The 13,079-nt window shown below is 41.4% G+C and carries 10 protein-coding genes and 1 pseudogene; 5 read left to right on the top strand and 6 right to left on the bottom strand.

Annotation, left to right across the window (positions count from 1 at the left end):
- The first annotated feature begins 19 nt into the window (after positions 1-19).
- From ITJ87_RS14775 to ITJ87_RS14765, 3 genes are all read left to right on the top strand, one after another.
- Positions 20-925: a glycosyltransferase gene (locus tag ITJ87_RS14775; protein ID WP_117964516.1), complete on the top strand. Its 906-nt coding sequence runs from the start codon at positions 20-22 to the stop codon at positions 923-925.
- Entirely contained in the window at positions 919-2,448 is a 1,530-nt protein-coding gene (locus ITJ87_RS14770; RefSeq protein WP_117964517.1) for a lipopolysaccharide biosynthesis protein, read from the top strand. The genes ITJ87_RS14775 and ITJ87_RS14770 overlap by 7 nt, the downstream gene beginning before the upstream one ends.
- A gap of 145 nt (positions 2,449-2,593) precedes the next feature.
- The gene (locus tag ITJ87_RS14765; RefSeq protein ID WP_117601357.1) at positions 2,594-3,367 is read left to right on the top strand and encodes a glycosyltransferase family 32 protein; all 774 of its coding nucleotides are present in this window, start codon (positions 2,594-2,596) and stop codon (positions 3,365-3,367) included.
- Positions 3,368-3,516: 149 nt separating this feature from the next.
- On the opposite strand, the pseudogene ITJ87_RS14760 reads toward ITJ87_RS14765, so the two are convergent.
- A pseudogene (locus tag ITJ87_RS14760) lies at positions 3,517-3,702 on the bottom strand (N-acetylmuramoyl-L-alanine amidase); the annotation flags it as partial.
- A gap of 871 nt (positions 3,703-4,573) precedes the next feature.
- Here ITJ87_RS14760 and ITJ87_RS14755 point away from each other — a divergent pair.
- A complete protein-coding gene (locus ITJ87_RS14755; protein ID WP_117964518.1) occupies positions 4,574-5,500 on the top strand; it encodes a hypothetical protein in 927 nt (308 codons plus the stop codon).
- Positions 5,501-5,916: 416 nt separating this feature from the next.
- Here the strand turns inward: ITJ87_RS14755 and ITJ87_RS14750 are convergent, their stop codons facing one another.
- The gene (locus ITJ87_RS14750; RefSeq protein ID WP_227203765.1) at positions 5,917-7,203 is read right to left on the bottom strand and encodes a hypothetical protein; all 1,287 of its coding nucleotides are present in this window, start codon (positions 7,201-7,203) and stop codon (positions 5,917-5,919) included.
- 380 nt (positions 7,204-7,583) lie between these two features.
- Here ITJ87_RS14750 and ITJ87_RS14745 point away from each other — a divergent pair, with 380 nt between their 5' ends.
- The gene (locus ITJ87_RS14745; RefSeq protein ID WP_181980951.1) at positions 7,584-8,597 is read left to right on the top strand and encodes an acyltransferase family protein; all 1,014 of its coding nucleotides are present in this window, start codon (positions 7,584-7,586) and stop codon (positions 8,595-8,597) included.
- On the opposite strand, the gene ITJ87_RS14740 is transcribed toward ITJ87_RS14745, so the two are convergent.
- Genes ITJ87_RS14740 through ITJ87_RS14725 form a run of 4 tightly spaced genes read right to left on the bottom strand, consistent with a single transcriptional unit; the run spans position 8,577 to position 13,062 of the window.
- Positions 8,577-9,530 (bottom strand): phosphoribosyltransferase, encoded by a 954-nt coding sequence (locus ITJ87_RS14740; RefSeq protein ID WP_117964519.1) that lies wholly within the window; start codon positions 9,528-9,530, stop codon positions 8,577-8,579. The genes ITJ87_RS14745 and ITJ87_RS14740 overlap by 21 nt on opposite strands.
- Positions 9,527-10,729, bottom strand: coding sequence for a glycosyltransferase (locus tag ITJ87_RS14735; RefSeq protein ID WP_117964520.1), 1,203 nt, complete (start codon positions 10,727-10,729; stop codon positions 9,527-9,529). The genes ITJ87_RS14740 and ITJ87_RS14735 overlap by 4 nt, the downstream gene beginning before the upstream one ends.
- Positions 10,730-10,741: 12 nt before the next feature.
- A complete protein-coding gene (locus ITJ87_RS14730; protein ID WP_196096287.1) occupies positions 10,742-11,860 on the bottom strand; it encodes a glycosyltransferase family 1 protein in 1,119 nt (372 codons plus the stop codon).
- Positions 11,857-13,062, bottom strand: a complete 1,206-nt coding sequence (locus tag ITJ87_RS14725) for a glycosyltransferase family 2 protein (RefSeq protein ID WP_005827498.1) — start codon at positions 13,060-13,062, stop codon at positions 11,857-11,859. The genes ITJ87_RS14730 and ITJ87_RS14725 overlap by 4 nt, the downstream gene beginning before the upstream one ends.
- Between the last annotated feature and the right edge of the window lie 17 nt (positions 13,063-13,079).

Genomic DNA, 13,079 nt, shown 5'->3' with positions numbered 1-13,079 from the left:
GTTGTCAAAAGTAAGGAGTATGGATTATACTTATACTATTATTATACCTCATAAGAATGCTCCGTTGTTGTTGCAGCGCTGTTTGGATTCTATTCCTTTCCGTGATGACATCCAAATTATTGTGGTTGATGATGACAGTTCTTCTGATGTCGTGGATTTTATGGACTTTCCGGGAAGTAGTCGGGAAGATGTAGAAATCATTTTCACCAAAGAAGGGAAGGGAGCTGGATATGCCCGTAATTGTGGCCTGCTTCATGCTCGAGGCAAGTGGCTGCTGTTTGCTGATGCTGATGATTTTTTTCTGCCCGGTTTTTTAGAGGTACTGGATTGTTATTGTGCTACGGACTACGATTTGATAACATTCAGAGCTACAAGTGCAGATTCGGAAACTTTAGTTCCTATGCGTTCACGTCAATCTGATTTTTTAGGTTTTGATGTGACTGAAAGCATAGATGCGGAGAGACTAAAATATCGGAATGATGTACCCTGGGCAAAAATGGTTTCCAGAAATATAGTTCAGAAGCATTCCATCCAATTTGATGAGACATTGGCTGGAAATGATGTAATGTTCTCTTATTATTTGGATTATTACGCTCGGAATGTGGCAATATGCTCTGTAGCCATTTATTGTGCTACAATACGTGAGGGTTCTTTACAATATAGTGTTTTGCTCGACAATTTGTTGGCACGGGTTTGGGTAGCATGTCGCTGTAACCGGTTTCTGAGAAAAATAAATCGGGAAGATAGACTTGTGAGCAGCTATTACCGTGTGATGCAATGCAGAAAGTATTTCGGAAGGCGGGGATATTACAAAGCCTTGTGGATTTTTATATGCAATGAACAATGGAATATCGTGTATGGTACCTTTAGGGGTGTTTTTATGGATAAAATGAAAAATATTTGCGAAAAGTTGAAATTATGGTAGAGTCTCGTCTCAAAAAAAGCTATTTGAATGCCCGGGTAAATGTGCTTTTTTATTTTATTACCCTATTCATCTCTTTTTTTTCTCGCAAGATATTCTTGGATATGTTGGGAGCAGATTTTGTGGGTCTAATGGGGACATTACAAAATTTATTGGGTTTCTTGAATTTGGCCGAATTAGGAATTGGGGCATCTATTGGTTTTGTACTTTATAAACCTTTATTTAATGATGACAAGGACAAGATACGAGATATTATTTCTGTATTGGGGTATCTTTATCGCAACGTCGGATTGATAATTATAGGGGTAGGGCTCATATTGGCTTGTTTTCTTCCTTTGATATTTGCAAATATCAGTATTGATTTAGGTGTAGTCTATTTTGCCTATTTTGCTTTTTTGTCTTCTGCCCTCATCAGTTACTTTATTAATTATCGGCAAACTTTGTTAGGAGCCGATCAACGTAATTATGTTGTAACGGCCTATTTCCAGACTGCAAATATTATAAAGATATTGGTACAGATGATGCTTGTTTGCTACATAGGTAGTTTTTATCTATGGATTGCCATTGAATTACTTTTTGGCATCTTATATTCATATATACTTAACTGGAAGATAAATAGGGTATATCCATGGCTGAAGTGTAGTATTGCTGAAGGTCGTCGAAAATATCCGGAGAATAAGATAATCGTACGCAAGGCACGCCAAATGTTTGTACATCAATTGGCAGGAATGGGGCGGTCTCAATTACTTCCTTTTTTGGTTTACGCGTTTACTTCCTTAAAATTGGTAGCCTATTATAGCAATTACATGTTGCTGTTGACGAAATTGAACCAGCTCGTTAATAATTTCTTAGGAAGTACGGGAGCAGGAGTGGGTAATTTGATTGCTGAAGGTGACTCAAAGCGCATACAACAAGTATTTTGGGAACTCAGCTCTTTACGTTTTATGGTAGCTTCCTTTTTAACATTTGCTCTCTATCATTTGATGGATTCTTTTATTATTGTATGGTTAGGAGCAGAGTATGTGCTGCCTCATTCTGTATTGATAGTGATTCTTGCCAACTTTTTTATTAGTCAGTTCCGTGGCACGAATGATCAGTTTATTTATGGTTATGGGCTTTTTCAAGATACTTGGGCGCCTATTGCTACACTTGGAATTACGATATTGGTAGCATTGGTTGGCGGGTATTATTGGGGGTTGCCGGGAGTGTTACTGGGGGATGTTGCCAGTTCCATAACTGTCATAAGCATTTGGAAACCTTATTTCTTATATCGTGACGGTTTTAAAATGAACGTTAGTGTTTATTGGAAGAATATCTTGTTGTATTTATGTCTGTGTGCTTTGTCTTGGCTATTAGCGGATGTCATTCTTTCATTATTACCTTTATCAGAACCTATGGAAGGCTACTTGGAATGGATTTTCTATGCTTTGATTTCTTCACTGTTATTTTTGGTGATTTTAACCATTTTCTTTTATTGCTTTTCAAAGGGTATTCGAACGTTGTTGGGACGTTTTATTCATTTGTAATTTTCAAGGTGTATGATGCGTTATATTGGAAAGCTGTGTGTATGGATAGAGGACGATTATTTCGTTATTCTTATGCTGATTCTTAGAATTTTATTTTATCTTTGTGTGGTAGGCTTTTTGCAAAATAATCTAAAGATGACTTGAAATGATACCCAAAACGATTCATTATTGCTGGTTCAATGATACGCCGATACCTTATAGTTTACAGGTGTGTATGGATTCATGGAAGAAAAATCTCCCTGACTATAAATGGAAATTATGGAGTTTAAAGGATTTTGATGTAAATTCTTTGTCATGGACCAAAGAGGCCTTTAGTGTAGGTGCTTTAGCTTTTGTGGCAGATTATGTGCGTTTACATGCATTATATACCGAAGGAGGAATATATATGGATACCGATGTCATGGTGAAAAAATCTTTTGATCCACTATTATCCAATGGCTTTTTTACTGCTATAGAATATCATCCGGAAATGATAGAGGGAGATGAGATGGCAGGTAAACGTCTTGGACCGGATGGAACAAATCGTTTCCCTGGTGTACGTGTACCAGGCTTAGGTTTGTTATCAGCCATATTAGGAGCTGAAAGGGGACATCCTTATTTAGTGGAAGCTATGAAATTCTATGAAGGTCGCCATTTTATACAAGAAGACGGTAGTTGGTATACAAAGGAGATAGCACCAGATGTGCTGGCGTTGGCTGCTGAAAAATTCGGATTAAAGTATAATAATGAAATAGAACAACAATTAGAAGAAAGAATGCTCATTCTTCCTTCTCGTATATTAGGAGCTGCTTGGAAACAAGTCACAGATGATACTATTGCCGTTCATTTAAGTAAAGGAAGTTGGCGTAAGCGTACATGGTTACGGAGCATTCTTACAAAACTTAATTTTTATCGAAAGATTTTCAGGGCTCAGAAGTAATCATTGGAGGTAGTAAAAGATTTACTCTCTCATTTATATTATACGGCTAAACTTTGTTGGATGCACATTTTGCTTAATTAGAACAGATGTATGAATAAAAAATGAGGTGACAAAGCTTTTGTCATGCTTTGCCATCTCCATTTTCTTAGTTACCACTTCTCTTTTTTCACCTCAAAACATGGGCATTGTTTCGTCCATTCCATCGGTTCCACTTCTCCGTTGTTGTTATGGTCGGGACTGAGGTTGTGATGTCCCGCTACTTTTGCTCCCGGATAGTCCATCAGCAAAGCACGTACCAATACGCGGAGCGAGTGGTGTTGCCATTCCATGCGTGTGGTCAGGATTTATCTGTCACGTTTAAATTGATTTTTTTCCATGATTGCCATTGTTTTTTCGTTTGTACTTAAAAAATGGTGCGAAGGTATGAAAAAATAAGAAGAGGATGAAGTTTTATAGGAATAATACAGCACCATTGGAATAAGGTGGAGATTCCTTATTCTATGGATCGCATTGTAAAAACTTACTTCTTATTTCTATTCAGAAAATACATCAGTACAAAATACATGACAGCGGATAAAGAGATTTCAATTATATGAACTTCTTCTGTAAAAAGGAAATCGAGACAAAGATAAGTGGCAAAGAAACCAAACGTTTGAATGAATAGAATTTTCTTTTTCATGATTTAAACACTAAAAGTATTTGGCGGGAATAATAAGTTTAACCTATACTGCAAAGGTATTGAATATTATTTTATATCCTATATTTAGAATTGATAAAAGCATGTGTGCTGATGTCTTTTCTGCAATGGCTTTGATACAATAAGAGAAGAATGTAGTTTGTATCACTAATGAAGGAACCAGGATAGTGATGTTCTTGAAGCTGGCATTCCACTTATTGTTTTTTTAAGTCCAAATCCATGACTGCATGATTTTGGGGCATTTTTTAGACAATATATAAATATCATGCTTTTTGATTGTTTTTATTATTAAATTTGCGTAAACTTTTAGAATTTCGGTTTAATAGTGATTTCTACAATGAATAGCATGAAATACTCGGAACTCATAAAAAATAATAGTTGTAACAATTACTGTCGTTGTTATTCTCATCATTTTTTGAATCTTAATAAGTGTATGTGTCCGGAACTCTGTTAGAATTGTACCCGAAGGAGAACGGTATTTGAAATCAGAATTTAAAAAACATTAGGTTATGTGTAAAAAATTATTTGGAATATTGGCATTGTTTTCTTTCCTTCCATATTTTTCAGTTTGCCAAAATAAATTTCGGGAAAATGGTTGGTATCATATTTTATCCGGACAAACAGATAGTATCTCCCGAGAACCTATCGTGACGATAAAAGATTTTATTTCACTTAGATTGGAAACGGACTATTTTGGGAAAAATGTGATTAGTGGGCAAATCAGTAAATACAAATTGAACAAATGGGCTAAAGAAACGGAAAAGGCAATAGGCAGGCAGATCGCTTTTGTATTCAACGACTCTATCATAACCAATCCACGTGTTAATTGTAGAATAGAAAGTGGGGCTTTCCAGATAACTTCCATTCTTGATAAAGAATTGCCGGATATATATGAACGGCTGAAGCAAGAGAAGATCAATTCTATTGAAGCTCTTTTTGAAGGCTGGGAAAAAGACTCCTTGTTTTACGCGATGTCTCCGGAACAAAGAGATTCCATAAGAATGGTAACCGATTATTGGGAAGCCAGTGCATGGGTGGATCTAATAACTAAACCCGATGAACATTATTGGTACAGTATAACGGACTCTACTGAGTATAAAAAACTGGAAGAGGCATTAAAAGAAGAGCTTGGTAAACTCAATTTCAGCAGCAGGGTTTCAGACTATATGAAGTCTAAAGCATATCAGGCATATAAAACGTATATATGCAATAATCCTATATATATCAACCTTATGTTCAAAAGTTTCCTTTTCAAGCAATTCAAGGGGCTGGACGGCTATCTGATAGATGATATTATCCGGGCCAAATATCCTTCCGCCCCAAGTATAAGAACATATGTGGAAAAGACTGACGACTCCGATGATGAGAGATTTGCAGTGTATGAATGGCAGCGAAAAATCTGGTTTTTGATGAATAAGGAAAAAAAGAATCTATAGTTTTTTACTTCATGAAAGAAAATCTTTAATATGTATTTTTTGATAAAAGTAAGGACTTTGGCGTTAAAAATATTCGCCTGCTACCTGATTTATAATGCAAAAAAATCAATCGGACAATTGAACAACTGAATAAATCTTGGGGTGCTCGGTCTGAGGTCAGTGATCATTTCGTCGTGAATGAATACCAGAATGGAGAAATTACCACTCTTGGAAACATAAAAAATAACCGGAGTCGGATTATGATTTCCTTCTCCGGTTCGTAATTCCGGGCAACTCTGTATCAACAATCTTCTCAGCCAGCTTCGGATCCATTTCTGACCTGGGTATCGGAACGATAAGAAACCTCCTGAAATACCCATTGGACTTGTTGTTGGTTCTTGTAAGCTCCTTTAGACAGAAAAGGTTTTTGCATGCCCTTATTTTTCTAGCCAACGATTCAAGTGATTACCAGGAGCAACGATGACAAACTTATAGAACTTCGATTCTGGCAAAGCTTGTAGATCGACTGTGTAACTTCTCTTTCCGGCCGGTAGCGTCACCAATTTGATCCATTCGTCTTCATCTCCCTCTTTGAATTTATTTGTGACGGCAACATAAACGGTCACTGGAACATTCTCCGAATAACATTTCCAGGATAAACCGACCGTATTATCATAAGGCATTGTCTGCAAATCGTAAATGTCAGCATCCCCGACAAAGGACATGCCATCTTGTTCCCACAAGACAGATTGTGGAACCTCAAAGTCCATGAACCGGCAGATGGAAGGTGCAATATCGGTGATTGCCAAATTGCCGGATGTGAAATGACTGTTTACCGGTACATTCGTTGAAACCCAGGTCGTACGTTCACGCCAGGACTGTCCCCCGTGGTCGTGTCCATTCTCTCCGCGTCCATGATCGGTGGTAATAACGACCATCCATTCTTCATCAAAATTGGCCTCCCTATATTTCACGGCTTCCCAAATGCGGGCAACCTGCTCGTCTGCTTTACGCACATATTCATCGAAAAATGCTCCGTTACCGGCAATATGCCCTGCATCGTCAGTGTACCATAAATACACCCAACTCAGATCGGGCGCATCTGTGCGGATACCTTCAGCTGCATCTTTCGAAATTTGTTCGTCTATATCGAAAATATGCAAATCCTTCTCTTTTTTCGGAAAACGGATGCTGTCCAAATCGTAACCGTCTTTTACATAATCAATCTTGAGATAGTTTGTTTCCTTTTTCCCCTCCCCAATCAAAACTGTCCGGTTATTCGTCCAACTGGAATAGATAGCCGTTTTATATTTTTGGGGTTGCTCTTTGGCAATCCGAAAGATCGTCCAGTAATTGTAATTCGGTTTCAGGTCGGAATTGCCTCCTACGTTATGCTTATTAAACCAAGTTGCTGTCAGCAGATTGGTATAGCCAATAGCTGAGATTGTCGCCGTCTGTGAATATCCACCAATTTCTCCTCCGGTATATGCCCGACTGTAAGCGCCTTTTGAAGCAATATCGAATATAGCCGGTGTATGAAGCCTTTCAATCTGGTCGGCAGGAATTCCGTCAACAATTACATATACTGCCTTCTTTGCCTTAGCAAACGTCTGTGCAGACAATAACCAAGGATATAACGCAAGTATAACCACCCAAAGAATTTTAAAAAAACGTTTGCTATCTGAATTCCGCAAACCGGCTTTTAAAAAAACATTTGTCCCCATTATAAAAAAAGTTTTAGAAAATTATTAACTGATGCAATCTAAATTTGCAATCATAATTTAAATTGATATTGTTTGACGATTTAAATCTATAACTTTTTTTTTAATTCATTGTTGTTTTAACAATTAATTATATTTAGTAAAACAGACACTTACTCTTGTGTGTACATCTCTTGTTTTCCTCATACTCTATGCTTGAATTTATAATGGAAGATAGTTAATATGCTCACGTGTTATCCCAAATCTCAGCTTTCGGTAAACGGAAATTACTTTTGTATTATTCTGCAAGACCTTTAAGAGATACATAAGGCGGTTCTTTAAATCCGTTCTTTTTTCACGTTCTTTAATTCTGTTCTTTCGAACAAATGCACTATATTTGTTTCATGGTGAATCAGGAAAAAAACTTATCTATTGAAACTTTGCGTGGTATCGCTATTTTATTGGTAGTGGTGGGGCATGTCATCGGTTCCGGACCTGGTGGGGGCATGAAATTTGATTTTCCACATCCATTGCGTTATCTTTACGTATGGATAGATTATATTCAGATGCCGTTGTTTACGGCTATTGCCGGCTGGGTTTATGCGTTGAAGCCTTTCTCTGCATCTTCCGGTTTTGGAAGTTTTGTCCGGAAGAAAGCTTTGCGTCTGCTGGTGCCGATGGCGGCGGTGGGCACGTTGTATTTTCTGGTACAGTATCTGATGCCGGGCACTAATAATAAAGGGGAGCTTAGCCAAATGTGGCGCATTTATGTATTCCCTTATACCATATATTGGTATCTGCCGTCGTTGTTCTTGATTTTTGTAGTGCAATGGTGGATGGACAGCCGGAAGTGGATGGACACTCCGGGCAAGTGGGCTGTTTGTTGCATTGTGGCGCTGATTTTCAGTAGGATAAATGATGTATGGATTCTGCATGAGGTTCCCGACCTGTTCAGTTTCAAGGGCGCTTTGGGACAGTTGCCCTATTTCTTTGTCGGCGTGGCTGCCTGCCGTTTTGCTGTGTCGCTCTACAGTCGTCTGGCTGTCAGGCGTGTCTTGCTTGCCGTGGCGCTATGGGGGATTGTCTTGATACAGATAGTGTGGTTCTATCCCGGTAAATACGCCTCTTTGAGCATGTTGCTTTATCCCGTGACGTTGATTCCCACCTTGTTCCTGCTGCTGGCATTGAAGTGGCACAACCGTTTTTTTGTCTGGATAGGCGGCTATGCGTACAGTATTTATCTTTTTCATGGTTTCGGTACTTCCGGTGGGCGGATTATACTGAAAATGATGGGGATTGATGCGATTGTCCCCATATTGCTGTCTGCAACTTTTATTGCAACAATCGGGCCGGTATTAGTAGACAAACTGTTTAACTGTTCCAAAATGCTGCGAATGCTATTTCTTGGAAGGAGATAATGCTCTCAGTCTGTTGCGCACCCTTATCATAAAACGCCGTAGCCACGGGAATGTTTCTCCCGACTTCAGATTATAGTATAGTGATTTGGATTCATAAATCATCTGGAAAGTTTCTGTACAAAGCACCGGTTTCTTGGTCAGGCGGTTGATTTCCGCAGCCTGCGGCATAGAGCTTTCTACAAACAGCATGTAGTCGGTGGATGAACCGTATTCTTTGGCTTTGAAGGAGGCGTGGCAATTCGCCCGTTGGCGTGCAGCCATATCCGGCAGGTCCAGCATGACGAGCTTATTGTATTTCACATGGTTCTTCTGGAGCCAGGCTTCCGTCTCCGGACGGTATTTCTCCAAGCGTGAAGTGACCAGTGTGCCAATGGTGACTTTGGGAATGAATAGCGGAAGAGCGTTCAGCAGGAAATGACGGTACTTCTCGCCGTCATCGTTCTCTTCCGGAGTGGGGTCTGCGCAAAGCACACCGTCGATGTCCATGCACGTTTTTTGCAGAATAGAGTGGTTCATGATATTCCATTGGAAGAAACGGGGATAATCGACTATTTCGAAAAAATAATCAACAGAATGAGTGTGTAGTGGAACTGCATAAATGGCACAGTATTTGATGTTGTATAAATGTTCTATGTCCTTCAGGAGCTCGCGGCATTTCTTCACAGCTTTTCCCGTGGCTATGCTGTCGTCCACAACCAGTACTTTGTGTATGTGGGTCATGTTGAAAGTTTTCCCCCGTTCTCCGGTCTGATAAATATGCCCGTTGCGGAAAGAATCAATGTCCGTGACGGGCAGGTTCAGATAGAGTGCCAGCAGGTTGGCGGGAAACATGCCACTGCGGGGTACACCGACAATGAGGTCGAAATCCCGTGGCAGAATGCTGAGATGTTGCAGGATGCAATGGTTCAAGTCGTCTATGTTACGATAGTTCATGTAGTTTTCTTCTTTAGGAATGAGTCGATTATTTCATAGATTTTCTTCACGCTATGCCCCCAACTGTGGGTCTCGGCAAAGGCTATGCGCTGTTTGGCCAGTTCTTTGTCGTCAGCTTCGGTCACAGCACGGTCTATGGCCGCAAGCCATTCCTCCGGGTTGATGGCCAGGTGCGTGTGACCTGTGAATATGTTGCGCATGGTGTGGGTACTGGTTGCGACAGTGGGTTTACCCATAGCCAGATATTCGTCTATTTTCAACGGATAGTTGCCGTTGGTAATCTTGTTCACCATTTGCGGATTGATGCAGACATCGTAGGCAGCTATGTAGGCCGGTAATTCGTCCACTTTTTTTTGTCCGGTGAAATAGGCATTTTTCAAACTATGGATACGGTCCCGACGGAAAATGTCATCTTCCGGGCCGGTGAACACAAAACTATAATCGGGACGCTGACTTATTATCTGATAAAGCAGTTCTCCGTCAAGGCGGGTACTGTTTATCGTACCCATATATCCGATGATAGGATGTGGAATATTTTGTACATCATCGGGTGTTCCGTACTCTTTGGCGGGGTCGTATAGCGTCAGGTTTACTCCGGTTTCGATGGGGTAGGTATGGGGATTGTAGGCTTGCAACTCTGCGGCAAAACGGGTGGAGTTTGCCAGAACAATGTCTGCAGAGGCTGCTAATTCCGGCTCAAGACGGGTGCCGTGCCTGCGCCAGTAAGCTTCGCCTATGACGTAGTCGCGCCGATAATAGATGCTGACAGCCGGATGAATATACTCCTTCAGATAGCGGCTGCGGTAAATGTCTGTATCAATGAGGTGAATGTAATTCTTGAAGCCGAGTGCGGTGGCCTGCTCTACAATCCATCGGGCTATGCGGGCATTGTTTTTTCTGTTGACGATATTGAAAAGCGATGCGGGCAGGAAATTGGCCGAGAGCACTGTGAAAGGACAGTCCAGCACCCACATGTTGGCGTTGATTTGCCGGAGCGGTGAAGTCTCTCCCTTGATGACAGCCATGCGCCGGATGTAGGACGGAGATTGTCTGTTCCCTCTCAGCCGGATGGAAATGTCCATCGGAGTGTTTATGTAGAGCACTCGGTTCTGCTTTGAAATTTCCAATGCAGTATTCTTGATGGTACTACCTATTTCGATGTCCCATGTTTGCAGGCTGGTGATGATGAAGTCTCTCATGATGTTTGCCGGTTACTGGTGAATACAGTGATATATCTTTACATATTCTTCTGCAGTGTGTTTCCAGGAGAACAGTTTTACACGTTCCAGACTGTAATTTACTTGTTGCTGATAGAGTGTCGCATCATTTTCCAGGCGTAGCAAGGCATCTGCTATTTTTTGCGGTTCTTGAGGATCGACTAAAATGGCACCTTTACCGGCAACTTCGGGCATTGCCGAAACGTTGCCCGTCACTACGGGAGTGCCGCAAGCCATAGCCTCCAGTATCGGAATCCCGAAACTTTCACGCAAGGAAGGATAGAGAAATGCAAATGCTGCATTATAAAGGGTTGCTAAATCTTTGTTGCCGATATATCCCGGATAATACAGATGTTCTTTTATCCCGGTGATTCCTTCTTGCTGAAGAAGCTGGTCGATATATTCTTCTTTTAAATCGGCAATGAGAAGGGGGCGTTTCGTTTGGGATGCTTTCAGATACAACGCGTATGCTTTCAGGGTACGTGCCGCATTCTTTTTGGGGTCTGTATTTCCAAGAAAGAAAAGAAAGTCCGGGTGCGGTATGTACTGCACAATACTCTCATCGGGTGTTTCCTGCATCGTAAAGTAAGCGCTGTAGCCGTTGTAAACGGCTTTAATGACTTCTTTGGGAAGTTGCAGCGCTTCGCGTATGCGGGTACACTCGAACTGAGAAACTGTAATAATATTTCTTGCTTTCTTCAGGATGCGGGGAACAATCAGGCGACGGTAATGCCATCCCATTTCCTGATAGAAGGAAGGACTGCGATGCTGACGCGGCTCCAAATAGATAATGTCATGAAGCGTCAGCACCAAAGGGACGGGACACCATAACGGGGCTGTATTCGATGTACAATGCAGCAAGTCCGCTTTCAGCTTCCTGACGGCCTGGGGCAATGCTATCTGCTCCCACAAAGGATAAGTAGGGCAGCGAAGCTCAATGATATGGAGGTTTTCCGATTCTTCCAGGCACCAGTCCTCCCCCGGAGCAACGAATACGTAATATTCATTACCGTCTTTCCGCTTTTGCAGTTCTTTCAGTGTCTCCAGGATGACAAAGTCCATGCCATGCTTGTCTTTGCGGAAAATGCGTTGGGCTTCGATGGCGATTCTCATTTTGCTGCCTTTCTTTTCTTTTTCCGTTTAAAGATTCTTGTGATGTGGCTCATGGAAGAGGTGACTACCAATATGGGCAGAGACCAGAAAGCGCTCCGGAATTTGCGGCTGATTTCCCCTTCGGGCATGGCCATCAAAAAAGTGATGAATAAAACGGCTAAAAGTGCATACCATTTTGTAGCAAGCGGCCACTCCAGAAACGTCATTGCTACGGCACATATCGTGATATATAAGATGAGCAGGAAACGGGATGGAAGTAGCCATTGGAATAATTTTTCGCATAAATCCCACTTTCCTTGTAAGAATGCTATCGGAAATTGTTGCAATGCCAGTATGGAGCTGCGGTACTGTGAGCCCAACCAGCGCTGGCGTTCTTTGCTGTACCCCGATGTATCGTCCGTCTTTTTGCAATAGCAGACTATTTCCTCCATGTATTCGGTATATATGTTTTCCTTCAGGAGTTCCATTTCTGTAGCTTTGGCCAAATCGCTTCCTGATAATCTGGGAGCGATTTCCTGGAACATCTCAAAATCAAACATCATGCCCGAACCGATGAGGGCGGAGGAGAATCCCAGTGCCGTATGTGCCTTGCGGAAGAGGTGGTTGTTGATTTCTTCGCTGGTGGCGTTTAATACGGCGATGTTGGTATTCAGGTTTTCCGTCATGCGGTGGGCTTGGATGGCATCACATCCGGAGTAGTAGGCATTGTTGAAAAGCTCTAATGCGTTAGGAACAACTTTGTTGTCTGAATTGAATATGGTGATGGCATCGTACTCATGAGGAGAATAGCGCTCCATGACCTGCTGTATGGCATATATCTTTGTGCAATGTTCTTTATCGGGCACGACAATGTTGACCGGCATCTGGAGCAGCGTAACCAAATCTTCTTCGGACAGTTGTGTGGCAGCCACTGCGATGTCGTATTTTTCTCTCGGATACGTCTGCGTGTCAAGGAAATGATTGATGGACTCTATCACTTCCTTGCCGTTTTTCAGCACAACAAAGAGGACCAGGAACCGATGTCGCTTGGGGGACGGTGGATAGGGATTCTTGTATTTCCGCAAGGAGGCCAATGCATAGATAAACAAGTAGGCTACGGGGATGGCCAGCAATAAGAAAAGAACCGCGTCTGTCATTTGCAAGGCATTGTTGTTCTCGTCCATCCACCAGTCGGGATTGAATATGGAAAAAATGTCGTTCATATATGTTTTCTATTTAA

The organism is Bacteroides sp. HF-162 (assembly GCF_015679285.1).
GTDB classification, from domain to species: domain Bacteria; phylum Bacteroidota; class Bacteroidia; order Bacteroidales; family Bacteroidaceae; genus Bacteroides; species Bacteroides uniformis.
Note: the sequence above shows the minus strand (reverse complement) of the source record. Positions and strands in the feature narration are given on the sequence as shown.